At 48.8% G+C, this 26259-nt stretch carries 20 protein-coding genes and 1 pseudogene; 11 read left to right on the top strand and 10 right to left on the bottom strand.

Features of this window, described 5'->3' with window-relative positions:
• Positions 1–28 precede the first annotated feature (28 nt).
• The 4 genes from A4G20_07900 to A4G20_07885 all read right to left on the bottom strand — a co-directional run bounded on the left by A4G20_07900 (position 29) and on the right by A4G20_07885 (position 5900).
• On the bottom strand, positions 29–2680 hold the full coding sequence (locus A4G20_07900; GenBank protein QIW16260.1) for a phosphoenolpyruvate carboxylase: 2652 nt from the start codon (positions 2678–2680) through the stop codon (positions 29–31).
• 159 nt (positions 2681–2839) lie between these two features.
• On the bottom strand, positions 2840–3691 hold the full coding sequence (locus tag A4G20_07895; GenBank protein ID QIW16259.1) for a zinc metalloprotease HtpX: 852 nt from the start codon (positions 3689–3691) through the stop codon (positions 2840–2842).
• Positions 3692–3753: 62 nt separating this feature from the next.
• Entirely contained in the window at positions 3754–4827 is a 1074-nt protein-coding gene (locus tag A4G20_07890; protein QIW16258.1) for a DNA polymerase IV, read from the bottom strand.
• Positions 4828–4832: 5 nt separating this feature from the next.
• Positions 4833–5900: a nucleoside triphosphate hydrolase gene (locus tag A4G20_07885; protein ID QIW16257.1), complete on the bottom strand. Its 1068-nt coding sequence runs from the start codon at positions 5898–5900 to the stop codon at positions 4833–4835.
• Between the two features lie 148 nt (positions 5901–6048).
• Between A4G20_07885 and A4G20_07880 the strand changes: the two genes are divergently transcribed.
• The 3 genes from A4G20_07880 to A4G20_07870 all read left to right on the top strand — a co-directional run bounded on the left by A4G20_07880 (position 6049) and on the right by A4G20_07870 (position 11558).
• The gene (locus A4G20_07880; GenBank protein ID QIW16256.1) at positions 6049–8520 is read left to right on the top strand and encodes a hypothetical protein; all 2472 of its coding nucleotides are present in this window, start codon (positions 6049–6051) and stop codon (positions 8518–8520) included.
• A gap of 63 nt (positions 8521–8583) precedes the next feature.
• Positions 8584–10581: a bifunctional tRNA (5-methylaminomethyl-2-thiouridylate)-methyltransferase MnmD/FAD-dependent cmnm(5)s(2)U34 oxidoreductase MnmC gene (locus tag A4G20_07875; GenBank protein QIW16255.1), complete on the top strand. Its 1998-nt coding sequence runs from the start codon at positions 8584–8586 to the stop codon at positions 10579–10581.
• A gap of 98 nt (positions 10582–10679) precedes the next feature.
• Positions 10680–11558 carry a methylenetetrahydrofolate reductase [NAD(P)H] gene (locus A4G20_07870; GenBank protein ID QIW16254.1) on the top strand — a complete coding sequence of 293 codons (879 nt, stop codon included), beginning with the start codon at positions 10680–10682 and terminating at the stop codon, positions 11556–11558.
• Positions 11559–11592: 34 nt separating this feature from the next.
• Here the strand turns inward: A4G20_07870 and A4G20_07865 are convergent, their stop codons facing one another.
• Entirely contained in the window at positions 11593–11874 is a 282-nt protein-coding gene (locus tag A4G20_07865) for a hypothetical protein (GenBank protein QIW16253.1), read from the bottom strand.
• 283 nt (positions 11875–12157) lie between these two features.
• On the opposite strand from A4G20_07865, the gene A4G20_07860 reads away from it, so the two are divergent.
• Positions 12158–12883 (top strand): tRNA (uridine-5-oxyacetic acid methyl ester)(34) synthase TrmP, encoded by a 726-nt coding sequence (locus A4G20_07860; GenBank protein ID QIW16252.1) that lies wholly within the window; start codon positions 12158–12160, stop codon positions 12881–12883.
• Between the two features lie 141 nt (positions 12884–13024).
• Here A4G20_07860 and A4G20_07855 read toward each other — a convergent pair.
• From A4G20_07855 to A4G20_07845, 3 genes and pseudogenes are all read right to left on the bottom strand, one after another.
• A pseudogene (locus tag A4G20_07855) lies at positions 13025–13635 on the bottom strand (transposase).
• A gap of 437 nt (positions 13636–14072) precedes the next feature.
• Positions 14073–15173, bottom strand: coding sequence for a hypothetical protein (locus tag A4G20_07850; GenBank protein QIW16251.1), 1101 nt, complete (start codon positions 15171–15173; stop codon positions 14073–14075).
• Between the two features lie 78 nt (positions 15174–15251).
• Positions 15252–17495: a DNA topoisomerase IV subunit A gene (locus A4G20_07845; GenBank protein ID QIW16250.1), complete on the bottom strand. Its 2244-nt coding sequence runs from the start codon at positions 17493–17495 to the stop codon at positions 15252–15254.
• A 233-nt stretch (positions 17496–17728) separates the two neighbouring features.
• On the opposite strand from A4G20_07845, the gene A4G20_07840 reads away from it, so the two are divergent.
• The 4 genes from A4G20_07840 to A4G20_07825 all read left to right on the top strand — a co-directional run bounded on the left by A4G20_07840 (position 17729) and on the right by A4G20_07825 (position 21521).
• Positions 17729–18631 carry an enterochelin ABC transporter substrate-binding protein gene (locus A4G20_07840; GenBank protein ID QIW16249.1) on the top strand — a complete coding sequence of 301 codons (903 nt, stop codon included), beginning with the start codon at positions 17729–17731 and terminating at the stop codon, positions 18629–18631.
• A gap of 136 nt (positions 18632–18767) precedes the next feature.
• Positions 18768–19733, top strand: a complete 966-nt coding sequence (locus A4G20_07835; GenBank protein ID QIW16248.1) for an iron ABC transporter permease — start codon at positions 18768–18770, stop codon at positions 19731–19733.
• Positions 19723–20664, top strand: coding sequence for an iron ABC transporter permease (locus A4G20_07830; protein ID QIW16247.1), 942 nt, complete (start codon positions 19723–19725; stop codon positions 20662–20664). Before A4G20_07835 ends, A4G20_07830 begins: the two co-directional genes overlap by 11 nt.
• Positions 20665–20762: 98 nt before the next feature.
• Positions 20763–21521 carry an iron ABC transporter ATP-binding protein gene (locus tag A4G20_07825; protein ID QIW16246.1) on the top strand — a complete coding sequence of 253 codons (759 nt, stop codon included), beginning with the start codon at positions 20763–20765 and terminating at the stop codon, positions 21519–21521.
• Positions 21522–21565: 44 nt separating this feature from the next.
• Here the strand turns inward: A4G20_07825 and A4G20_07820 are convergent, their stop codons facing one another.
• The gene (locus tag A4G20_07820; protein QIW16245.1) at positions 21566–22345 is read right to left on the bottom strand and encodes a hypothetical protein; all 780 of its coding nucleotides are present in this window, start codon (positions 22343–22345) and stop codon (positions 21566–21568) included.
• On the opposite strand from A4G20_07820, the gene A4G20_07815 reads away from it, so the two are divergent.
• Positions 22314–22562 carry a hypothetical protein gene (locus tag A4G20_07815; GenBank protein QIW16244.1) on the top strand — a complete coding sequence of 83 codons (249 nt, stop codon included), beginning with the start codon at positions 22314–22316 and terminating at the stop codon, positions 22560–22562. The two genes, A4G20_07820 and A4G20_07815, sit on opposite strands and share 32 nt — an antisense overlap.
• Positions 22563–22592: 30 nt before the next feature.
• On the opposite strand, the gene A4G20_07810 is transcribed toward A4G20_07815, so the two are convergent.
• Positions 22593–23996 (bottom strand): hypothetical protein, encoded by a 1404-nt coding sequence (locus tag A4G20_07810; protein ID QIW16243.1) that lies wholly within the window; start codon positions 23994–23996, stop codon positions 22593–22595.
• Between the two features lie 72 nt (positions 23997–24068).
• Here A4G20_07810 and A4G20_07805 point away from each other — a divergent pair, with 72 nt between their 5' ends.
• Positions 24069–24893, top strand: coding sequence for an adenylate cyclase (locus A4G20_07805; protein QIW16242.1), 825 nt, complete (start codon positions 24069–24071; stop codon positions 24891–24893).
• Positions 24894–24935: 42 nt separating this feature from the next.
• Entirely contained in the window at positions 24936–26240 is a 1305-nt protein-coding gene (locus A4G20_07800; GenBank protein QIW16241.1) for a hypothetical protein, read from the top strand.
• Positions 26241–26259 lie beyond the last annotated feature (19 nt).

Below are 26259 nucleotides of genomic sequence, written 5' to 3'. Positions count from 1 at the left end.
AAATCTTTCCCGCTTGACATAAGGCAGGCTAACCCGTATTCCGCATGCCTGCTGCAATCCCTGTGATGGTAATCATCAAGGCCTGTTCTAGCACGGGATCTGGGTTTTCCCCCTGGGCCCGTAAGCGGTGGAGTAACTCAACTTGTAAGAGGTTGAGCGGGTCGGTGTAAACATTGCGTAGGGCGATGGATTCGGCAATCCAAGGTAGATCGGCCATGAGTTTATTTTCCTGCTCCTGGGTATGGGCCAGTGAGAGGACAGTTTCAATGTCAGCCTTGAGCTGGTTGCGTAGCGCTGCCCCCAGGCGGTGGAGGTTTGGTGCGACCAGGCGTTGATCGTAATGCTCGGCCAGCCAGAGGTCGGCCTTACTAAAGACCATTTCTAACATGCCAATTCGGGTGGAGAAAAACGGCCATTGGTTGCTCATAGCCTTGAGAGTGGCCTCATCGCCCTGTTCCATTAACTGGCGTAGAGCCGCCCCAGCCCCTAGCCAGGCAGGCAGCATCAGGCGGTTCTGCATCCAGGCGAAGATCCAAGGAATGGCCCGCAGGCTTTCCACGCCACCATTTGGATTACGTTTGGCCGGGCGTGAACCTAGAGGCAGTTTGGACAGCTCTAATTCAGGTGTGGCTGAACGGAAATAAGGCACAAAGTCCGGCTCGCCCCGCACGATTTGGCGGTAGATGTCACAAGAAATGTCAGAACCCTTGTCCATAACGGCCCGCCATTCTGCTTTTGGCACCGGTGGTGGGAAGATGTTGGCCTCTAAAATGGCACTGGCGTAAAGATCCAGGCTTTCCACAGCCACCGCTGGCAGGCCCAGTTTAAAGCGGATCATTTCGCCCTGTTCGGTTACCCGTAGGCCGTTTTTCAGTGATCTCGGTGGTTGAGAAAGCAGGGCGGCATGGGCCGGTGCACCGCCCCGGCCGATGGTGCCGCCCCGGCCGTGGAAGAGGGTGAGTTCAATATTGAATTTCTCACAGAGATTGACCAGGGCTTCTTGGGCACGGTATTGGGCCCAGGAGGCGGCGAACATACCGGCATCCTTGGCTGAATCTGAATAGCCGATCATGACCATCTGGCGGTTGTTAATAACACCACGGTACCAGCCGATATTAAAGAGATCGGTCATCACTTTTTCGCTGCGATCCAGGTCGTCCAAGGTTTCAAACAGCGGGGCAACAGGAATGGCCTGTTTGCAGCCAGCTTCTTTAAGTAACAAATGAACCGCTAACACATCCGAAGCCTCACGGGCCATAGAGATCACATAGGCAGAGATCACGCCCTCAGGCTGTTCGGCCACCACCTTGCAGGTGTCCAAAATTTCCTGGGTTTCTGGGCTTGGCGACCAGTTGGTCGGCACAAGCGGGCGGCGAGAGCTAAGTTCCCGCACCAAGAAGGCTTGTTTGTCGTCCTCTGTCCACTGGGAATAGTCGCCCAGGCCGATGTAGCGGGTGATTTCTGCAATGGCCATTTGGTGGCGGGTGCTTTCTTGACGAATATCCAGGCGGGAGAGGCCCAGGCCAAAGCAACGCACACGGCGGAGGCAGTCTAATAGACCACCATTGGCAATGATCCGCATACCACAGGCCTGGAGGGACTGGTAGCAATCATAGAGTGGCTCCCAGAGTTGCTCATCTGAACTTAGGATTTCATCCGCCTTAATGGTCAGCGGCTTGCCTTCCAAGAGTTCGGCATAGTAGGCTTCGGTTTTGATCAGTTTGGCCCGTAAATCCTTAATCACCGCTCGATAAGGCTCTAGGTGATCGCCATATTTGGCCCGAAATTCGGGCGTGCATTGGGCGACAGAGAGTTCATCAGCCAGGTATTTGATGTCGTTTAAAAAGAGCTCAGCTGCCTTCCAGCGGTTCATATTTAAGACTTGGCGGGTGGTTTGGGCTGTTACGAAAGGGTTGCCATCACGGTCGCCCCCCATCCAGGAGGAAAAACGCACAGGGGCCAGGCCAACTGGGTGCTGGACGCCAAAGTTTTTCTCTAGGTGGAAATTGAGCTGGCGGCAGAAATCTGGCACGGCCTTCCAGAGGCTGTTTTCAATCACGGCCATGCCCCACTTGGCTTCATCCACTGGGCTTGGGCGTTGGGTGCGGATTTCATTGGTATGCCAGGCCAGGGCAATAAGCTGCATTAAACGACGTTTAAATTTGGTGGTCTCAGCCTCGGTCAGATCATCATGCTCCAGGCGGCTCAGGCATTTGTTGATTTCCACGTGTTTATTGACTAGAGAGCGGCGGGTCACCTCGGTTGGGTGGGCAGTCAGCACCAAATCGACCAAGAGCCGATCTACCGTTTCCAAAACCTTTTGCACAGGCACATTTTGATCTTTAAGGCGGGCAAAGAGATCGCCTAGGGAGCGGCCGTTGAGGGCGGTGTCTTGGGTATGGCGAGAGATGGTTTGGTATTGCTCGGCAATATTGGTCAGGTTGAGAAATTGGCTAAAGGCCCGGGCGACAGGAATAACGTTTTCAGTAGAAATATTGGCCAGGATACCTAGGAGCTTTTCACGGGCAGCTTCATCGCCCTCACGGGAGGCCCGGGAAAGTTGGCGGATGTTTTCAATCAGGTCTAAAATGTCACTGCCCTGGGCTTCACGAATGGTTTCGCCTAAAAAATCCCCCAGCATGTGGATGTTGCTGCGCATGGCGCTGTAATGTTCACTCATTTTGGTTCCTCGAAAAATAAAAAAATTAAACTGGGCATAGATATAACCAAAAAGAGGAAGCTGTGCAAGAGGGATTAGATATTTTGCTTGATATAATCAATAAAATTTATTTGAGTGGTTAAAAAGCCCGCTAACAAGCGGGCTAATTTCAAGGATTTTTTACAAATTTCTTAAGGCTTCGATACGCTTTTCAAGCGGCGGGTGGCTCATAAAGAGTTCGCTACGTTTGCCGTTGATCATAAAGGCATTAAGCGAACCTTGTAGCTCTTGCGGTTCGTGCAGGCTTTGGAGGCGTTGCAGGGCGGCAATCATTTTTTCCTTGCCGACTAAATTGGCGGAGCCTGCATCTGCACGGAACTCACGGTAGCGGGAGAACCACATGGCGATAATGCTGGCCAAGAAGCCAAAGAGGATTTCCAAGACCATGGAAACCAAGAAGTAGATGCCTGTGCTCTGGCTTTCCTCACCGTTATCATTACGGGTGCTGGACACAGCGGTCGCAATCATACGAGAAAGGAAGATAACAAAGGTGTTGAGCACGCCTTGGAGTAAGGTCATAGTGACCATATCGCCGTTGGCAATATGGGCAACCTCATGGGCCAATACGGCTTCGGCTTCGTCCTCGCTCATGGTGTTGAGCAGGCCGGTGCTGACTGCCACTAGGGAATTGCTTTTTGTTGCCCCTGTGGCAAAGGCATTAACATCAGCCGAGTGGTAGATGGCCACTTCAGGCATAGGAATATTGGCCTGTTGGGCCTGGCGTTGGACGGTTTCCACCAACCAGCGTTCCACATTGTTTTTAGGCTGGGTAATCACCTCTGCTCCAACCGAGCGAATGGCCATGGTTTTGGACAGGAAGAGGGAAATGAGAGAGCCGGCAAAACCAAAGAGGGTGGACATAATCAAAATCCCACCCGTGCTGTTGCCGGCAATGCCAGTTACGCTCAAGATAATCCCAAACACCAGCATCACGGCCATATTGGTTGCGAGGAAGAGTAAAATTCGCATCATAAATAAGTAAACTCCAAAGTAAGGTTAATGAGGGGCAAGTAATGGGGGCTTGCCCAGAAAATTCAAGGGGTGGACCAGAGATCCAACTGCTTATTTTCCTTACATTCAGGAAAATGCACGCTAAGGCCAATCAGCCGCACCTTTCTGCCTGCTCTACGACTCCAAATATGCCCCAAAAGTTCCATAAACCAGGCCTTATTCATGCCCTCGGTGGTTTTTTCCAGGGTGGTTTGGCTGAAATCATCAAATTTAAGCTTGACCCCCAACTTTTTAAAGCTTTCCAAGGGCAAATCGCTATTGCGTTGAATGCGAAAAACTAGCTTTTGGTAGAGATCTTCGACAAAATCTTGAGCCTGCTTAAAATCATCAATATCGCTCAAAAGGGTATTTTCCACGGCCAAGGATTTACGGGGCCGATCTACCTCGACCTTTCGTTCATCTAGGCCATGGCTAAAGTCCCAGATCCGTTTGCCCAGCTTGCCGAAATGTTGATAGATGAGAGCCTTGTCTGCCTGCTGAACATCCAAGCAGGTTTGCAAACCCAATTCCTTGAGCCGTTCTTGGGTCACCTTGCCCACGCCTGGAATTTTGGCAAGCGGTAGGGTTTTGATAAATTCTTGCACCTCTTCTGGGGCAATCACAAACTGGCCGTTGGGCTTATTGTAGTCTGAAGCCACCTTGGCCAAAAATTTAAGGGGAGCGACCCCGGCCGAGGCAGTCAGTTGCAACTCCTCCCAAATGGCCTGACGAATAGCCTGGGCAATCCAGGTGGCCGAGCCTGAATGTTGGAGGCAGTCGGTCACATCCAAGTAGGCTTCATCTAGGGAAAGGGGTTCAATCAGGTTAGTATAACGCCTAAAAATGGCATGAATCTGTTCAGAAACCGCCTTGTAGCGAGCCATATCGGTGGGCAGCAAAATCAGGTTGGGGCATTTTTTGATGGCCTGGGCACTGGCCATGGCACTATGAAGCCCGAACTTACGGGCCTCATAGTTGCAGGTGGCTAAAACGCCCCGCTGGCTAGGGCTGCCCCCAACCGCTACTGGTTTGCCAGCAAGAGCAGGATTATCCCGCACCTCCACCGAGGCATAAAAGCAGTCCATATCAATGTGGATGATTTTGCGTTCCAGCAGCATGAGGCCTATAAACTCTCCGCCTCAAGCAGTAATTTTTCCTGCTCCTGGGCCAGCTTTTCTAATTTACGTTGCTCCCGGCGGAGTTCATCTTCGGCCTCCCAAACCTCATAGGCCTGAACCACCTTGGCCACAACTGGGTGGCGGACAATGTCTTGGCTGTCGAAGTAGTTAAAGCTCAATTCTGGTACCTTACTCAAGACCTCAATCGCGTGTTTAAGGCCAGATTTTTGCGAGCGGGGCAAGTCCACCTGGGTAATATCACCCGTAATCACCGCCTTGGAATTAAAGCCAATCCGGGTTAAAAACATCTTCATCTGTTCAATGGTGGTGTTTTGGCTTTCATCTAAAATAATAAAGGCATCATTAAGGGTCCGGCCCCGCATATAGGCCAGAGGAGCGATTTCAATCACATTGCGTTCCATGAGCTTTTGGGCTCGTTCAAAGCCCAGCATCTCAAAGAGGGCGTCATAAAGGGGGCGGAGATAAGGCTCGATTTTCTGGCCCAGATCACCGGGCAGGAAGCCTAATTTTTCGCCGGCTTCCACCGCAGGCCGGGTCAGGAGGATACGGCGGATTTCCTGCCGCTCCAGGGATTCGACCGCAGCTGCCACGGCCAAGAAGGTCTTACCCGTGCCTGCCGGCCCAATACCAAAGCTGATGTCGTGGCTAAGCACATTGCGGAGATAGGCCTGCTGGTGCTCTCCCCGGGGCTTGATAACCCCACGCTTGGTCTTAATGGCAATTTCATGCGGGTGGGATTGGCCCGGATTTTGCAAGAGCATACGGCTTTCCTGAATAGCCAAATGCACATCTTCTAAATCCAGCTCCTTAATCTTGCCCTTGATGGGGGCGGTTTCGTTATAAAGAGTCTGGATGAGCTTGGCCGTGTTCTGAATAATATTTGCAGAATAATGGTTTTCTTCAGCCGCTTGCAGGGTAAAGCTGAAGTCCTGGCGGGCGATAAGGAGATTAAAGGATTTTTCAATCAGGGCCAGGTGTTCGTCAAAGGGGCCGCACAGGGATTGCAGGCGGGCCGTGTCTTGCGGTTCGAGGGTGAAAATAAGTTGGTTCAAAGTGGATCCTTAGTAAAAGTAAAGCTGGTCTATTTTACGCAAAAATAAGCATAAACGATACAAAAACTCAAAATCCTCCTTGCTAAAAAACCATTTTTTTTATAAGCTTTTTTAACAATAAAAAAATTATGGATTTAAAAGGAGACCTATGTATTTCTATAAACATAAAATCGCCCTGGCTGTCTTAGCCTCGCTGGCTTCTGTTGCCTATGCAGAAGAGGCTGTGGTACTGGATGAAATTAGCGTAAAAGGCCAGATCAGTTCCGATCCCCTTGCAGAGGGAGGGAAGGTAAATGATGTGCTGGTCAGCAAGGAGAAACTTCAGCACCGGGCTAGCACCCTGGGCAATGCCCTGAATGGGGAGGCTGGCGTGCACAGTAATCAATTTGGCGGTGGAGCTTCTGCCCCTATTATTCGGGGGCAAGAGGGGGTTCGGGTTAAGATCCTGCAAAATGGCTCGGATGTGGTGGATATGTCGCAACTCTCCCCCGATCATGCTATTTCGGTGGATACGCTTTTGGCTGAGAAAGTGGAAATTATCCGCGGCAGTTCAACCCTGCTCTATGCCAATGCCTCGCCGGCGGGCGTTATCAATGTGATTGATAAACGCATTCCTGAATATATGCCCCAAAAGCCTATAGAGGCGGATATGGGGCTGCGTTACAACACCAATAGCCATGAAAAACTGGCCAACATCGGCCTAACCCTGGGCCTGGGCAAGCATTTGGCCCTTCGGGCAGAGGGCCTAAACCGCCTGGCGGATAATTATAAGGTCAAGTCCTTTCATTTAAATGAAAACCTCAATTTCGTGCCAGATACCCATAACCGCACCCAATCGGGCACGCTGGGCCTGTCCCTGATTGGTGATCGGGGCTTTATCGGGGCCTCTTACAGCGAGCGTAAGGAGCGTTACGGCCTGCCAGGGCATAACCACAATCATGACTCTTGTTCTGTCCATATTATTGAAACGGCTGGTTCGGGCCGCTATTACCTGGGCCTCTATCCGCACTTGATGGACGATAAGGATCTGAACAATACCCACTTCCACTGCGGCTATGAATCAAGTGCTGAAGATCATTCCCATAGCCATGATAACCCCTACGGCCATAAGCATGACCACACCAAGGGCGGGCCACAAATCCACCTGCGTTCCAAACGTTATGATGTCCGTTCAGAAATTATTGAACCCATCAAGGGCCTGGATAAGATCCGCTTTAGCTTTGCCAATAGTGATTATTACCATGATGAGCGAGATGCGGACATCCCCATCAACCTCTTTAAAAATAAGGGCAATAACTACCGCCTGGAATTTTTCCACCAGCCCCTTGGTAAGCTAAGCGGTATGTTTGGCCTGCAATACCAAACCCAAACCAGCAGTGCCAATATTCCCCGTATCGCCTTAACTAGCAATCAATTTAAGCCTGGCCAGCCTCCGCAACGTGACCCTAGCAAGATCACCGAGGGCGACCGCAAAGAGTGGGCCCTGATTGAAAACAAGGCCAAGCAGGTTAGCTTCTTTGCCCTAGAGCAATTTAAGTGGCAGGATTTCACCCTTGATCTGGGCTTTCGGACAGAAAAACAAACCATCAAGATTGATTATGATCGAGAAGCCTTAGCCCATGCCAAGCAGGCCCTAACAGGCTGTGCCCCCATTTATGCTGTGCTAGGCTTGATTTGCCCTAAACGTCCTAGCCAAGATCCTGATCTTACCCCCTATAAGCAAAGGGCAACCTCTTATTCGGCCTCCCTAACCTGGCAATTTAAGCCTGACTATCGCTTGGTCTTAATAGGCTCTCACAACGAACGCCTGCCTAGCCCAATGGAGCTTTACTACCATGGTAAACACCTTGCCACCAATTCCTTTGAGTATGGCAATAAGAACCTGAAGAAGGAGCGGTCTAACAATTTTGAACTGGCCTTGGGTTATGAGGGCGATAGCCTAGACTACCGCCTAAGTGCCTACTATAGCCGTTTTGCCAATCGGATTTTCAACCAAACCCTCAACCGTCAAGGGAATTTAACCATTAATCGCTATAGCCAGTCCCAGGCCAAGTATTACGGGCTGGAAGGAAAAATAACCTATGCCCTGACATCTAAATGGCAGGTGGGGGCCGTGGGTGATTATGTGCGGGGACGCTTATTTGACCTGCCGCCAACCTATGTGCGTGACTATGCCAGCAATGAGCGTACCCCGCAGGCTGAAGAAGCCCGCAATGCCCCAAGGGTTCCGCCCCTGCGTTTAGGTTTTAATACCCGTTATGACTTCACCGATCATCTTAGCCTGTCCCTAGACTACACTCGTATGTTTAGCCAAAAACATACCACCTATACCAAGGTGAGAAAGAGCCGGACTGAGGAGGTTTATAATGAAGAACTGGATGATTTTGATGAGATTGAAATTCTTGAAGTCCAACATATTCAAGAGCACCCAACCAAGGGCCACCATCTCCTCAATCTGGGCTTGAGCTACCAAAAACCCATGAGCTGGGGCTCTTATCAGGTCTTTATTGATGCCAATAACCTCCTCAATGAAAAGGTCTATTCCCACACCTCCTTCTTGCCCTATGTGCCACAGATGGGCAGAAACCTTGTTTTAGGTGTCAATCTCTCATTTAAGTAGTAAAATGCGGGCCTTGATTATTTTTCAGAGCGTGGGGTAACCCACGCTAGCCCTAAGAAAACCATGCCCAAACTCACCTTTGCCAACCTGACTTTTAATGCAAGCAACACCCCAGTTTCCGAACAATTTGACGATATCTATTTCTCCACCCAGGACGGCCTGGCCGAAAGCACCTATGTCTTTTTAGAGGGCAACCAGCTCTGGGAAAAATGGCAGGCCCACCAACAGGCCCATTTTGTCATTGCCGAAACCGGCTTTGGCACGGGCCTGAATTTTTTTGCTGTGCGAGCCTTATTTGAGGATTTTCTAGCCCAATTCCCCCAAAGCCCGCTTAAACGGCTCTACTTTATCTCCTTTGAGAAATACCCGCTTAAGGCTGAGGACTTCCAGCAGGTTCACCGCTTTTACCCTCAATTTGCAGGTTTTTCGACACAATTAACCGCTTGTTGGCAGCCAACCCAGCCCAGCTGCCAGCGGATGGGCTTTGGCTCGGTCTATTTGGATCTTTGGTTTGGCGACATGGCCGATAACCTGCCTCAACTGGGCGATAGTTATCTCGAAAGCATTGATTGCTGGTTCTTGGATGGCTTTTCGCCTGATAAAAACCCGCAAATGTGGAATGAAACACTTTATAGCCACATGTTCCGCCTGACCAAACCGGGCGGGAGCTTTGCGACTTTTACCGCAGCAAGTGCCGTGCGACGGGGCTTGCAGGCCGTGGGCTTTGAGGTGATGAAACGCAAGGGCTTTGGCCGCAAGCGGGAGATGATTTGGGGCCTCAAGCCTGAAGCCAGCCCAGCACAAGCGGTGCAATATCCTTATTTTTTTGCAAAATCGGCTAAGCCTCAAGACATTGCCATTGTGGGTGGGGGCATTGCCAGCCTCTTTGTGGCTCTTTCCCTCTTGGAGCGAGGCAAACAAGTCACCCTTTATTGCAAGGATGAAGCCCTAGCCCAAAACGCTTCGGGCAACCAGCAGGGGGCTATCTATCCCCAGCTTAGTGATGACGATGAACGCAATAGCCGCTTTTATGTGCATGCCTTTGACTATGCCCTCCAGCGTTTAAGGCAACTTGAAGGGCAGGTGGATTTTGAGCAAAGTTTAAGCGGCGTAGCTCTGGTAGCCTATAATCAAAAAACAGCCGATAAGCTGGCCAAGATTGGGCAGGAAGGCTGGCCAGAGTCTCTCTTTCATTTGCTCAAGGCGGATGAACTTAGCCAAAAAATCGGCCTGTCGCTAGGGCAGGGCGGAGCTTTTATTGAGCGGGGTGGCTGGCTCTCGCCTATTCAGTTTGTTACTCTAGCCTTTGCCTATTTGGAAACCTTGGGATTAAAGATTGTGCTGAAGCATGAGGTTAAAGATCCTACTTATGAAGAGGGCTTGTGGTGCTGGCAACATAAGGGGCAGGCCTTTAAGCATGAAGCCCTGGTGCTGGCCAATGGCCACTGCATTCGGGACTTCGCCCAAACCCAGGCCATTCCCTTTTACTCCGTGCGGGGCCAGGTCAGCCAAACTCCAACCACACCAGCCCTGCAAAAACTCAAGGCCGTGGTTTGCTATGATGGCTACCTTACGCCTGTTTCAGCTTCTGGCTACCACTGCCTAGGGGCCAGCCATGTACGGGATAATCAAGAAAGAGAATTTAGCCTAGCAGAACATGAGCAGAATTTTGCAAAATTAGCCCAAAACCTGGCCGCTTGTGATTGGGCTAAAGATTTAGATAGGACTGAAAATCGGGCCAAGGTCGGCATTCGCACTGCCCTTAGGGATCGAATTCCTATGGTGGGGGCCGTGCCTAATTTTGAGGCCCAAAGGCTGCAATATGGCAACCTTTATAACCACCTTCGCCGCAAGCAAGCGGTGGAAAAGGCGGAGAATTTTGCAAATCTTTATTTGGTGGGAGGGCTGGGCTCTCGGGGCTTGACCACAGCCCCGCTCTTGGGGGAAATTTTGGCCTGCCTGATTTGTAATGAGCCCCTGCCTATAAGCCAGGATATTTGGCAGGCTTTAAGCCCTAATCGAACCTGGATGCGGAAGTTGCTCAAGGGAAGTAAAATCTAATATGAATTAAATTCATCTAAAGCTGAAAATTATCAAATTGACATCATATTGACCAGGCCTTAGAGTTTAGCCATCTAAACGTCTATAGTGAGGTATATATGAGTTACGCAAGAGAAATCGACCTGCTCAACCAGAGCGTGGCCGACCTAAATGGCAAGATTAACGTGTCCTTTGAGTTTTTTCCGCCTAAGAATGAGAAAATGGAAAACCTACTCTGGGAGTCCATTCACCGCTTAAAGGTGCTCAAACCTAAATTTGTGTCGGTAACTTATGGGGCCAACTCAGGCGAGCGGGACAGAACCCACTCCATCGTCAAAAGCATTCAGCAGGAAACGGGCATTATTGCCGCCCCGCATTTAACCGGCATTGACGCCAGCCCCGATGAACTGCGGGCCATTGCTCAGGACTACTGGGACAGCGGCATTCGCCACATTGTGGCCTTGCGAGGTGATGAGCCTGCCGGCTATGCCAAAAAGCCTTTCTATGCCTCGGACTTGGTGGCACTTTTAAAAGAGGTGGCGGATTTCGAAATTTCGGTGGCAGCCTATCCAGAAGTTCACCCTGAAGCTAAGTCTGCCCAGTCTGACTTGCTCTACCTCAAGCAAAAAATTGACGCAGGTGCCAGCCGAGCCATCACCCAATTCTTCTTTGATATTGACAGCTACCTCCGCTTCCGTGACCGCTGTGCCACGGTAGGCATTGATGTAGAAATTGTGCCGGGTATCCTGCCAGTTTCCAACTTCAAGCAGCTAGAAAGAATGGCCAAGATCACCAATGTGAAGATCCCAAGTTGGATGCACAAGATGTATGAAGGCCTAGATGAGGATCAGACCTCCCGAAATTTAGTTGCGGCCAGCATCGCCATGGATATGGTCAAAATCCTCTCCAAAGAAGGGGTCAAGGACTTCCATTTCTACACGCTAAACCGCTCTGAACTTAGTTATGCCATTTGCCATACCTTGGGGGTTAGACCTTAAAAAATCAGAAAGGACACCGAGGTGTCCTTTCTTTTTATGGGTATTTACGCCGACTATGCAAAATCGTGGTGATCTCAACAAACTCATCATATTCACGATAGACAATGCGATAACTTCGGCAAAAAACTTCTCGTGTGCCGGCAATAATGCCCGCTTTTCCTGCTTTAGGAACAAAACCGATTAAGTCGAATTGTTCTTGAAACTCTCTTAAGAGCTTTTCACCGCTGGAAGCCCAGCCAGTGAACTCAACCACGTTTTGCAAGATCTCTTGAATATTGGATCGAGCCTTGCTTGTCAAGCGAACCGCTTTAGGCATAGCGAGCTTCCTGCATACTGGCAGCCGTTTCATAAATGAGCTGTTCACATTCTGCTAAAACCTGTTCTTTGCTGTAATACCTTCCTGCGGCTGCATCCTTGTCGGCTTCTTTGACTTGCTCTGCTAGATACTCATCGTAGCCATTTTCTTTGGGTAAAAACATGCTTCTTTCTCCTCATAGATTTTGGGCATACTACCCTTAGCTAATAGGCTTGTCAAATTCCAAGCATTTTTATGAAATTTTCGCTAAAATAGCGTCTTTCATGACTTATTTTTGCTAAATATGCCTAAAGATACCATTTTCTCCGCCCCCATTGAAAAGTTGGGCGACTTTACCTTTGATGAAACCGTTGCTGAAGTCTTTCCAGATATGATCCAGCGTTCTGTGCCAGGCTATTCCAATATTATTACGGCCATCGGGATGCTGGCCCAACGCTTTGTCACCGCAGGCTCTCGGGTTTATGATCTGGGCTGTTCCCGAGGGGCGGGTATTTTGTCTATCCGCCGTAATTTGGCGGTTAATGATGTGCAGATTATCGGGGTGGATAATTCCCAGCCCATGGTGGAACGTTGCCGTAACCATATCAGTGCCTACCACTCTGATATTCCTGTCCAGATCTTGTGCGAGGATATCCGCAATATTGAGATTAAAAATGCCTCTATGGTGGTGCTGAATTTTACCCTGCAATTTTTGCCACCAGATGATCGCTTGGCCCTCCTAACTAAAATCTACCAGGGGCTCAATCCTAATGGGGTCTTGGTTTTATCCGAGAAATTCAAATTTGCCGATGAAAGCATGAATGAACTCTTGATTGACCTCCACCACACCTTTAAACGGGCTAATGGTTATAGTGAATTAGAGGTGAGCCAAAAACGCACGGCTTTAGAAAATGTGATGCGGACGGACAGCATTGACACCCATAAATCCCGCCTAAAAGCAGCAGGTTTTGAGCAGATTGAACTTTGGTTCCAGTGCTTTAATTTTGGGTCTATGGTGGCGATTAAGTAGTTGCCTAAGATAGCGCCAGCCTCCAGGCTGGTGCTGATAAGGTATTGATATATAAGGGCATATAGGACAAAATAGTTGGTCTTTTTGCACTTTATGCTTCTATAGGACAAAAAAGTTGGTAAGGATTATTTTAAAGGATCTTTACCAGCTCTTTTTATTCAAAAAATCCTGTATAAACAAGATCTTATGCTTTCTTGTTAAACCGCTGTGCGGGCGTAATTTGTCTTTTAACTCCTTAAATAAACCCTCAATCCTATTTGTTGTCTTTTCAATATTTAACTCAGGATGTTTCTCATAGGTAAAAATATAATCATAATAACGCTTAATACTCGCAGCAGCACTTCTTACACTTCGATGTTTATAAGGGTATTTCCCTTTGTCATTTGGTTTATCTGACCGTTCATTTAAAAATGATTGATGTTTTTTCTTCCATTCATATATTTTTAAATAAAATTCATTTTTAGAGCTGGTTTTAAGTGTCTTAATAATACTTTTTAGTTCTCTTCCCGCATGTGATTGGTGCTTCTTTCGCAATGCCCTCATTACGATTGCGACAAGATGAAACTGACACATCTGTGTTGGTGTATTGAATAAGTCTTTTAATAGACCTCTGCGTCCATCACAGGTAACTGATTGAATAATATAGTTTCTTTCCCTTAAGCAGTTCATCGCTTTCTTGTAATAGATATCTTTTTCTGTTTTGACTATTTGGTGATAAATTACTTTTTTGTAGAGCTATCAACAAACACCATTACACCAAAATCCCGGTGAAAGAATGTTGTATCAATAATTAAGTTCAAGTATGTGTTTTGAGGTTTATTTAAGGAGGATTTAGGGTGTTTCTCTAAATATCTTCGAATAGTTCGAGAAGAGCAGGAGTATTTTTCTGCTAGCTGTGCTTGTGTTTGTTTTCCAGATGAATAATCAAGCCAAATTCTTTCAGGATCTAATTTATTTTTAAACGTAAATGTTTTATTACAGCTAAGACATTTATAACGCTGTAAATTATTTTGTTTGCCATACTTCTGGATTGGGGAATGTTGGCAGAAAGGACAGTTTTTTGTGCATATTTCAAAAAGAGGGCTTAAAGCCTTGTACTATAAGGCTTTAAGCCACTTTTTACCAACTATTTTGTCCTATATGCCTATATAAGGCACCAGCCAGGGGCTGGCGCCATCAGCTCATGGAGTTATTTCTCCTCTTGTTTAACAGTTGCTCCAACAACGCCTTTCCAGTTTAGCCCGTTGGCTTCTCCAACTAAGACATCGCCTTGTGAGCCATAAAAACCGCCCACAAAGTTGCCATCTGGCGTGACTTTAGTTGCTTCACCTGTTTTATCGTGTAGTAGGTGGCCGCTGAAAACGCCATCTTCACTAACATCTACTTCTCGTTGGGCAGCTTTTAAATTTCCTACACGATTTTCTGTTAAATACCATCTGTTTGCTCCATCCTTAATCCACATAGAGGCAGTTTTGTTCTCCCCCTTATATTGGGCAAAGACTTCAGCTGTTTTTGGTGTAAGGTTGTCTTCATTGTAGCGATAGAACATTTTACCCTCATAGTGCAAGGTTGCCTGTGTTTCTGGGCGATGTTTTTGACGCTCGTCAGCACTAAAGAGGTAGTAATCTTTTGGGGCTAAACCTTCAAATTTATCTGGTTCATCCTCATTTTGCTTGAGATGATTAACCAAGGCATAGCCATAGTAGCCAACGAGATTGCCTTGGCTATCTCGCAGGGTTTCAACTTTATCTCTCGTGATATGGTTTAATTTATCATCCGCCTTGGCTAGGGCTAAGGCAACCTTCTTATCATCATTTAAGGTTAGGGTTAGATAAGGTTGGGCTTCATGGTCAAGCGAAAGCTCTTTTAAGACCTCTTGATCATTATAGCTTTGCGGCATAGGCTCTGGTTGCCTATCTTCTACCATAGGTTTTACAGGTTTTTCAGGTTTAATGTCTTCATTCCCTTGGCTAGGAGAAGGTGCTTGCTCAGGATTTGGATGAGCTTCAGGCTCTTTAGGCAGAGGTGCTTTATCTGTTGGGTTCTCTTGTTCTTTCACAGGGGGAAGAGCAGATTCCTCAGATTCTTTAGGCATAGGCTCAGGCTGAGCTTCTTCCTTTTGAGTATTTGGAAGAGCTTGTTTGGGTGCTTGTTTTTCTTGGGCCTTTTCTGTGGGGGCCGAGTTAATGGGGGCCGCTTGTGACTGGGATGAGCCGCCGCCACTGCCGCCACAGGCACTTAAAACCAGGCTGGTGATAAGGCTTAGGCTCAGTTTAGTTATCTTATTCATGATGACTCCTTGAAATATAAAAATAAAAAAGAAGAGGTTGGACCTCTTCTTTTAGTTTAATAGTAAAGACTTATTATATCAATCGACAATTTCTACTGTCGAGTCGTGGCTTAGACCTCTGACCAGTTGGGCACCTTTTCTGGCCCGTTCTCCCCGATAATTGTCAATATCGCTCGGCTTGAGGGTGATCTTACGCTTGCCTGACACAAAGATGAGGGAAGAGTTAGGTTTGATCAGCAAGAGCCGGGCTAAGAGTTCCTTTCTCTCCTTGGCCGCCTGGGCGGCGATGTTGATGATCTTATTACCCTTACCCTTGGAGAGGACTGGCAGCTCTGAGAGTGGGAAAACCAACATTCTGCCCACATTGCTCATGGCGACCAAAGACATCTCTTCATCTTCAATCACTTGTGGCGGGAGGACCTTGGCATTTTCAGTCAAGGAAATCACTGCCTTGCCGGCCTTGTTGCGGGAAACCAGATCTTCAAAGGTGCAGATAAAGCCATAGCCCGAATCAGAAGCCATCAGCACCTTGGTGTCAGGCGTGGCGGTGAGGATATGCTCAACGATCGCCCCTTCTGGCAGGGTCACTCGACTTGTCAGCGGTTCGCCGTGAGACTTGGCATTAGGCAGGCTGGTTGGATCCAGGGCATAGGCTCGGCCGGTGCTGTCGATAAAGACCACCGGTTGGTTGCTCTTGCCGTGGGCGTGGGCCAGATAGCCATCGCCTGTGCGGTAGTTGAGGCCTTGTACGTCAATATCGTGGCCCTTGGCACAGCGTACCCAGCCCTTTTCTGAGAGGATAATGGTCACAGGCTCGGTTGGGGCCAGTTCGCTTTCGGAAATGGCCTTGGCCTCTTCACGTTCCACAATTGGCGACATGCGTGGGTTGGCATAGGCCTTGGCATCGGCCTGGATTTCCTTCTTGATCAGGGTGTTGAGGCGGCGTTCTGAACCTAAAATCAGCTCTAACTCCTCCCGCTCTTTTTGTAGCTTGTCCTCTTCGGCCCGCAGTTCCACCTCTTCTAGCTTGGCTAATTGGCGGAGGCGGAGGTTGAGGATGGCTTCGGCCTGTAGCTCGCTAAGCTTAAAGCGTGTCATCAGCTCTTCTTTAGGCTTGTCCTCATTGCGGACGATTTCAATCACCTCATCAATATTGAGGTAGGCAATGAGCAAGCCGGCCAAGATATGCAAGCGGTTGAGAATCTTGGATAATTTGTAATTGAGCCGGCGGGTCACAGTGGCCCGGCGGAAGGTTAGCCATTCGCTTAAGATGGTATGTAGGTTCTTGACCATGGGCTTGCCGTCCAGACCGATCATATTCATATTGACCCGGTAGCTCTTCTCCAGATTGGTGGTGGCGAAGAGGTGGCTCATAAGGGCCTCATAGTCAATTCGATTAGAGCGAGGCTCAATCACCAGGCGAATCGGGTTGTGCTGATCGGACTCATCCCGCACATCGTCCACCATAGGCAGCTTCTTATTCTTCATCTGATCGGCAATTTGTTTGACGATCTCAGACGGGGCGGCCTGGTGGGGTACAGCAGAAATAACAATATTATTGCCCTCCCGCTCCCACACGGCCCGCATCTTGATGGAGCCACGGCCCTGCTGGTAGATCTTAATCAGATCGGCTCTAGGCGTGATGATTTCAGCCTTGGTAGGGTAGTCCGGGCCTTGAACCACTGTCAGAAGTTCATCCAAGCTGGTTTGGGGCTTGTCAAGCAATAGGACGCAGGCCTGGGCCAGTTCTTCTATATTATGGGGCGGAATATCGGTGGCCATGCCGACTGCAATCCCAGTCGTGCCGTTAAGCAGAATGTGGGGCAGGCGGGCGGGTAGGTATTGTGGTTCTTCAAGCGTGCCGTCAAAGTTGGGCTGGTATTCTACCGTGCCCTGGCCCAGCTCGCCCAAGAGGAGCTCGGCCACCTTGGAGAGCTTGGACTCGGTATAACGCATGGCCGCAAAGGACTTAGGATCGTCAGGTGCGCCCCAGTTGCCTTGGCCGTCCACCAGCGGATAGCGGTAGGAAAAGGGCTGGGCCATCAGCACCATGGCCTCATAGCAGGCGGTGTCGCCGTGGGGGTGGAACTTACCCAGCACATCGCCCACCGTACGGGCAGATTTCTTGTACTTGGCCTGGGCATTGAGGCCCAGCTCGGACATGGCATAGATAATGCGGCGTTGCACAGGCTTGAGGCCATCGCCAATAAAGGGCAGGGCCCGGTCCATAATCACATACATGGAGTAGTTGAGATAAGCGTCCTCGGTAAAACGCTTGATGGGCATTTGTTCTACGCCTTCGTAGTTAATTTCGGTCGTCATGGCTATCTTGTATGGGAATGAAAAATAGGCCTAATTTTCGCTAATTTATGGATATTTGTCCAATAACAAGCGGGCCAAAAGGGCGAATTTTTTGCAAATGGATAGAAAATGCCTAAAATTCAAGCAAACATACAAAAAAAGCAAAATTGAGAACTTTTTGCATTTACCTCAGTGAAAAAATCGTTAAAATACTTGAGAATTATTTCTCTTTCTTTCAACCAGAGGATCATCCAATGCTTAAAAAAGTTCTCTTTACCCTAAGCTGTGCTGCCGCACTGACCACGTCTGCCTTTGCCAAAGATGTGACCATTTCAACCGCCCGTGGCGAGGTTACTTTTGCGGCTACGCCAAGCAAGATTGCCGTATTCGACACAGGCTCGCTTGATACCCTGCAAGCCCTAGGCGTAAAAGTTGATGGTGCACCGGATGCCTCAAAAGTTCTGCCCTACCTCAAGCCAACCTTTGATGCCGCCAAGGATGTAGGGACTATGTTTGAGCCAAATTTGGAAGCCCTCAACGAGTTAAAACCCGATCTAATCATCGTTGGCACCCGTTCTGCCAAGAAATATGATGATGTAAGTGGCATCGCCAAGGCCATTGATATGACCGATAACGGCGACAAGCTTATCGAAAGTGGCCTCAAACGGATTGATGATTTTGGTCTCTTATTTGACAAGGAAGCCAAGGCAGCAGAACTCCGTGGCGAAATTGAAACCCTCTTCAAGCAAACCCAAGAAGCCGTTAAGGGCAAGGGAAATGGCTTAATTATTTTGGTCAATGGTGGCAAGATTTCAGCCTTTGGCCAGGGCTACCGTTTAAGCTGGATCCACAATGATGTGGGCGTGCCGATGGTTGATCCTAACATTACTGCTGCCGGCCACGGCCAACCCGTCAGCTTTGAGTTTATCCAAAAACTCAACCCAGACTGGCTCTTTGTCTTAGACCGTATTGCTGCCATTGGCCAAGAAGGCAAATCGGCTAAAGAAGTGTTAGACAACGACCTGGTTCGCCAAACCAATGCCTGGAAAAATGGCAATGTGGTCTATCTCAGTGCCGCTTCTTACCTGGCTCCAGCAGGTTATGAGCAAATGAAGATGGATTTAACAGCGATTAAAGAGGCGTTTGAGAAGAAGTAAGATTTTGGCCTAGCACGAGCCGTGCTAGGCTACTTATTTCAGCCACGCTGTGGCTGCTAAGCAGCGGAGCTGCTTAATTTGCGTAACCCCATACGGCTCGTATGGGGTTACAGTTATCTTTGTTATGACGATAAAAATGCCAAACTTCCTTTCCCTCAACAAACTTAATTTTATCCTCCTGCTCCTCCTTTGCCCCATCAGTATGGCAGTGGGAGTGGCAGACTTCCATTGGGCGGAGGTTTTTAGTTCGCCCGAGCAAATGCAGGTGCTGCTGATTAGTCGCCTGCCCCGTACCCTGGCCGTGATCTTGGTCGGGGCCACCCTGGGCGTGGCGGGTATGGTCTTGCAAATTGTCCTCAAAAACCGCTTTATTGAACCCAGCATGATCGGGGCCAGCCAGAGTGCGGCCGTGGGCATTCTGATTGCCAGTCTCTTCTTTCCAGCTTCTGCCTTGATTTTTAAGATGTCCATTGCCACCGTGACAGCCCTGATGGGCATGGCCATTTTTGTCTTGCTGCTCAACAAGCTCCCCCCTCATCAACAGCTTATGGTGCCTCTGGTCGGGATTGTCTTTGGTAATGTGATTGAGGCCATGACCACCTTTGTGGCCTATGAAACCGACAGCCTGCAAGTGCTTTCTGTTTGGTTTGCGGGGGATTTTTCAGGTATTTTGTCTGGCCGTTATGAGCTCCTTTGGCTCACGGCTGGCCTGGCTGTGGTGGTCTATATTATGGCCGATCGTCTCTCCATTGCCGGCCTGGGCCGCAATATCAGTACTGCCTTAGGGATTAACTACCGTCAGATGACCTGGTTTGCCCTGATTGTGGTGGCCATGATCACGGCAGTGGTGGTAGTTACGGTTGGCCAGATTCCCTTTATTGGCCTGGTTGTGCCCAATATTGTCTCCCGCCTAGCCGGCGATCGGCTTCGCCAAAACCTGCCAGCCGTGGTCATGCTGGGGGCTAACTTGGTGCTGATTTGCGATATTTTAGGAAGAGTAATCAATGCCCCGTATGAAATCCCGATTTCAACCGTCTTCGGCGTGGTGGGCACCATCATTTTCCTCTACCTACTCTTTAAGGGGAAACGCCATGCAGGCTAGAAATTTAATGCTCCTCCTTTTGGCCCTCCTGGCTGGGGCCTGTGCCTTTTTTATGACCTACAAGGCCAATGGCAACTGGGATTTCGTCCTGCCTTTCCGGGGCAAAAAGTTGCTCCTGCTCCTGATTGTGGCCTATACCATCGGGGTTTCTACGCTTTTATTCCAAACCCTGACCCACAACCCGATTTTAACCCCCAGTATCTTGGGCTTCGACTCCCTTTATTTGCTGACCCAAAGTGCCCTGGTCTTTTTCTTCGGGGGGCTGGGCTTTACCCAGCTGCATGCTGGAGGGAAATTTGCCTTTGAAACAGCCCTTATGCTGGGCGGTTCGCTTTTACTGTTTAGAACCCTGACCCGGGGCAACACCGATTTAACCCGCATGATCTTGGTGGGGGTAATCTTTGGCGTACTCTTTAGGAGCCTTAACAATATGCTCCAACGCATGATCGACCCCAACGAATTTGCCGTGGCCCAAGGCTCGTCCTTTGCCTCTTTTAACACGGTCAATGTTACCCTTTTATGGATTGGCTCGGTGATTGCTACCTTGAGTGCCATCTGGATCTGGCAGCAACGTTTTAAACTGGATGTGCTTTTATTGGGCAAGGACAGGGCCATCGGCCTGGGATTGGACTATGCTCCTTTCTCCAAACACCTGCTGATTTGCTGTGCCTTGCTTGTTTCGGTATCAACTGCCATGGTCGGCCCCATTTTATTCCTGGGCCTCTTGGTCTGTGCCATCGTCAATGCCATCAGCCCCAAGGTTGATCACAGCCTCCGCATTCCCATGACCTTCGCCATTTCTGCCATCACCCTGGTGGCCGGCCAGGCGATTTTCGAGCAGGTGATGAAAATGCAGGGCGTGTTAAGCGTGGTCATAGAATTTGCCGGTGGCTTGGTCTTTATTTATTTGATTTTGAAGAAGAAAGCATAAATTTCCAGAGATAGCGCCAGCCTCCAGGCTGGTGCTGAAAAATAGTAGGCACCAGCCTGGAGGCTGGTGCCATCTTAGTAGGACTTTAGGAACAACCCGTGATTACCATTAAAAATATCCACCACCAAATCGGCGGTGCTAACATTCTCAACAATATCAATCTGACCATTCCCAACGGCGGGATCACCGCCCTGATTGGAGCCAATGGGGCGGGCAAATCCACCCTCCTGTCCCTGATTGCCCGCCTAAACACCATCCAACAGGGGCAGATTTTGCTGGACGACATGGACATCAGCCAAACTCCCTCCCGCAAGATTGCCCAGCACCTGGCCATCTTGACCCAGGATAACGTAATTCACAGCCGTATTACCGTGGAAGATCTGCTTATGTTCGGCCGTTACCCCCACCATCAGGGCCGGCCAGAAGCGGAGGATAAACAGATTGTCCAAGAGGCCCTGGCACGTTTTGAACTTAGCCATCTGGCCAACCGCTTTTTAAGCGAACTGTCAGGCGGCCAACGCCAGCGGGCCTTGATTGCCATGACCTTCTGCCAGCAAACCAGCCACGTCTTGCTTGATGAACCCCTTAATAACTTGGATATGTTCCACGCCCGTGAGCTTATGCGGCTCTTGCGTAAACTCACCGATGAATTGGCCCTGACCACCGTGATGGTGGTGCACGACATCAACATGGCCTGTGCCTATGCCGACACCATTATTGCCATGAAAAATGGGGAAATTGTCATGAGTGGATCGCCAGATGAGATCATCACCCGAGAGAGCCTGATTGAGGTCTTTAACTTGGATGCGGAGATTATGGAATGCCAGTGTAAGAAGCTGGTGGTGCATCATCTTTAATAGACAAAATACCCCGCATAAGCGGGGTATCTTTTAGGCGGGGATTATTGTTTTTTGGCACCAAAAGCACCCGTAAAACCTGATTCATTGGCAGAAATATTATTGTAGAAGGTTCCCCCAATTTCGGCAGCGTTAGGCCCATAGAAGTTACCATAAACGCCGACATTATTGGCTTCGCCTTTAAAGCTAGAACCCTCAATTTTTGCGGTTGGTAGAGTTAAGTTAGTGTTGCTCGCAGCGTGAGTAATTACGCCTTTAACACTACGCTCGCCAAAATCAACATCAAAAGCAGCCACGGCATCGGTTACAACCTTACCCAAGGCTTCACTGCCATAATGCGCGGTACCACGGTAGCTAGCCTTACCTGTCTTTTGAATGTCAGCTACTGGTGTAAATTGGCCGTAAGAATAAAGGTAGGTGGTGTTTTCCCCATCGTCCGCATTCTTTTTGGTTGTATCAATGTAAGAACCAAATTGCGAATAGGTTAACTCAGTTACGACTTTTGAGCTTAGCCCTGGGGCTAATTTAATGTCCTTACCATCAACGATAATCTTGTCTTCATTATTCGCTACAGTACCTTTGGCATGATCACCGCTATTAGAAGACCACCATTGGCCACCATATACGGTGTCTGCTGGAGGAGGCGGATTACTACCACCGCCACCACCACCACCGTTTCCACCATCGCCATTTAATGGAGGTTGTGAAGGTGGTTGTGACGGTGGTTGATCAGGTGTCTGATGATTAGAAGATGAACCACCACTGCTTCCGCAAGCGGTTAGGCTTAACGCAATGAAGGTAGATAAAGCGATTTTTTTAAGCATAGAGATCCCCTTTATAAATTGGAAGAAAAATAGAATTGGTTATATAACCAACGCTGATTGTGCAAAAAAAAAACGAAATGGCAAGATGGAGATAAAAGTTTCTGATCTAAAGTGGATCTATATCAAGATCTGCGATAATTCTTTGTGGGAGTTGAAAGTGAATATTGTGTTAGCAACAAGCGGTCTAATTTTCATCAAAATTTGCAAATTTTTCTGAAAAATTATCCGCTTGTATCTTGAGCTTCGTTTAATCCAACATATCCGCCAACAAAAACTGCAAAACCGCATCCATTCTTAAATGGGGAATGGGTTGGTCGAAGTCTAGCTGCTTGGGTTCAAACTGCTCGAACTCGAAGCGGTGGTTGGCCCAAAAGGCGGCGTCAGGCAGGCGGTTGGGGACGGTGCCGGGGTAGAGGGTGGTCAGTTTTTTGTCTAGGCTGCGTACGCCCCGAATGGCCTTAAAACTTTGGCCATCTTGGCTAACCGTGACAGGGTCAGTGGTGCGAATGGCGGCGATGGCCTTGTAGTCGGTGGTGATGCCGTCAAACTCGGCATGTCGGCCGCCTTCTTGCACCAACTGGCGCATTAGGCTTTCCAAATTAGGCAGTTGATCGCTGGTGATGTGGTCGGCCTTGGTGGCGGCAAAGAGGAGCTTGTCGATATTGGCCGAAAAGAGGCGGCTAAAGAGCGAGCGGTTGCCGTAGTGGAAGTGTTTAAAGAGTTGCTGGAGGCCGATTTTCATCTCAATAAAGGCCTGTTGGCTGTGGTTGAGCGGAGTCAGGCAGTCGGCCAGGATAACCTGGCGGTCGAACTGGGAAAAGTAGTCCTCGTAAAAAGGTTTGACGATTTTTTGCTGATACTGGCGGTAACGCTTTTTGAGGGCCTTGAAGGTGCTGTTTTCTGGGCTGTTTTCCAAGGCCTGCCAGTCTTGCTCGCTTAAATGCAAGAGCGGGAAGAACTGGTAAACGGGCGCACCACGGGGGCTGTCAGGCAGGACGAAGCGGCCGGGCTGGATATATTGCATGCCGGCTGCCTTGCAGTGAAAGAGGTAAGCGGTGTAAATTTCGCTGATTTTTGCAAGTTGGTTTTCATCAGCCTTGGCCTGCAGATCTAATTTTTTGACCTCTTCTAGCCAGTCCTGTGCCAGTTCTGCCCGCTGGCCCTTGTGTACTAACTCTTGGCTTTTGCTCCATTCACGGAAGTTTTGTGAGAGCAGGGGGAGATCTAGAAGCCATTCGCCAGGGTAGTCAAAAATGTCCACATAAAGGGTGCTTTCTTCCTTCAAATGGCGTAGCAGGCCCTCTTGGCGTTGGTAGCGAATGGCCAGGCGGATTTCGCTGATGCCCGTGGTGGAAGGGCACCAGTAGGGCGGCTGGCTTTCAAAGCAGTGGCGGTTTTGGTCGTATTCAAAGCGGGGAATGGTTAAGTCGCCCTGTTCAATTCGCTTAACAGACAGGATCTGCTTATTTCGGGCAGGCATAAAGAGCTTAAGGTGGTCGTTATCGCCGCCCATGTGCAGGAGCTGATCCACCAAGCTCGTAATAAAGGCAGTTTTGCCGCTGCGGCTTAAGCCTGTGACGGCCAGGCGGAGATGGTTGTCTAGCCCACGTTGGACGAAGTTGCTTAGTTTATGTTGAATACGGTTAAACATCTGTTTGAACTCAAGGTTGCTTTTGCCTAAAATGGCTAAATTCTAGCACAAAACCATAAGCGGGACGAGAAAATGGAAAATGAAATTGAGCTAAAAATCATGCTCAGCCCTGAAAATGTAGGGCCTGTGACAGCCTGGCTAAATGGGCAAGTCTGCCTTGAAAAGGTGCAACTTGAGCTGGGCAATACCTATTATGATACGGCAGACCAATTTTTTGCGGGCCAGAAAATGGGCTTGCGGGTGCGTCAGCAAAATGGCCAATATGAGCTGACCCTTAAAACCAAGGGCAATATCGTGGGCGGCCTGCATATTCGGCCTGAATATAATTTGCCCTTGGAAAATGCGGAGCCTGACTTCAAGCGGTTAAATAGCCACTATAATTTGCAAATGCCTGAACTGGGCCAACTCAAGGCTCTTTTCAGTACAGACTTCACCCGTCAAACCTGGCTGATTGAGCAGGGCCAGAGCCAGCTTGAAATTGCCCTAGATCAGGGCCTGATTAAAAACCAATTTGGCAGCGAGGCCATTTGCGAGCTGGAGTTGGAGCTAAAAAGCGGCAGGGTGGAGGATCTTTTTGCCTTTTTGCGTGAGTTGCCCAAGTATGATGGCATGTGGCTCAGTAGCCTAAGCAAGGCTCAACGGGGCTATTTGGTGGGCAATCAGGCTAGAATTGCAAAAGAAATCGAAAAACTGACCGCTTGTTATGACTCAACTAAACCTCAAGCCAGCCAATATCAGCTCTTGCAGCAGTTGGCGGATTTTTTACGTCTAGATCCCAGCAATCCTGGCTTGCAGGCCTACTTCCCTGAAATTAAATCAGTTGCCGATTTAAAATCCGCCGCTTATTTGGCACATAACTTAACAATTTTGCAACACAATTTGGTCAATTTAAGTTAAAATCTTGTTTGACCTACTCTTATTTTCTCAAAAGGACATTTTATGAAATTATCAACCGTCGCCCTTTCTGTCGTTGCCATCTTAGGTGTGGGCCTGACTGGGGCCAGCTGGTACACCGGCAAGTTAGCCGAAGAAAAATATGTTGAATTGGTGGAAAAAACCAACAAGCAATTAGTGGCCCTTAAGAGCTATGAGCTGGATGCCCAGTTAAAAGACGTCAAACTTGAGCGTGGTATTTTCAGCTCGGATGTAACCTATGTATTAGATGTCAAAACCCCCGAGGGCCAGGCCTACCAATTCACGGCCCAAGATAAGCTCTTCCACGGCCCAATCCCTCTTAATCGCCTAACCCAAGGCAAGCTCTCCCCTGTGGTGGCCAGTCTGGAGTCTAAAATCAGCGCCCCTGAATCCCTCAAGGCCAATATGCCGAATCCGTTAAGTTCCAACTTGGCTATTTCTTATTCCAGTGCTTTTTCGGGCAATATGAGCCTGCCTTTGGTGGAGTTTAAGGCCAGCAACCCTCAAGGCGGAAATATGGTCTTGAGGCTAGAAGAGCTGGTTTATGATCTGGATAATTTCAAGTTAGAAGATGCTTATCCGAATATCTCAACAGGCCAGGCCAATCTCAAGCTTAAATCGCTGCAAATGCTTTACCCAGAAGAGCAGGGCAGCATGTCCTTTGAAGGTATTCGCTCTAAGGGCCTGACCAGTCTTGAAAAAGATCGGGTGGTGTCTAGTGCGGATTTTGTGAGTGAAAAAATGCTGATCAGCCAGGGTAATGAAAAAATTGACCTGGGTAAATTCAGCATGGATCTCCTTATGGATGTTGATGCCAAGCGTTTTGATAACTTTTTGGGTGAAACTTCTAACGATGAAGCTGTCGTTCTAAAAGCAATGGGTGAACTTTTCACCACGGATAGCAAGCTCCACATTAAATCCCTGAGCCTGGAAAATGCCAAGGGCAAGAGCGATTTGGCCCTTATCCTCAATTTGGAAACCTTTAACCCTGATAACTTCAAGGGTATGGCAGACTTTCTCACGCCTTTGCAACAGTCCTTGCTTGAGGTCAAGCTAGACAAGGACAATATGGAAGAGCTGCTGACCCAAGTCAATAAGCTCACGCCAGAAACCCGTGAACAAGCCGAAATCCTGGCCAAACAAATTGTCGCCCAATGGCTGAGTGAGGCTACCCAGGGTGGTTTTGCAGTCAGTACGGACAAGGGGATTGCAGTCAAGTTGGAAGTAGATAAGGGCAATGTCAAACTCAACGGCACAGATATTCCTCAAGAACAGGTAGAAACGGCCTTGTTTATGTTGATGTTGGGTTTGGGGAGTATGGGGATGTAATTCACTCCCCTCTTTAGTA

Source organism: Pasteurellaceae bacterium RH1A, from assembly GCA_012221805.1.
In the GTDB taxonomy this organism is placed as follows: Bacteria; Pseudomonadota; Gammaproteobacteria; order Enterobacterales; family Pasteurellaceae; genus RH1A.
This window is presented reverse-complemented; position numbering and strand designations above follow the sequence as displayed.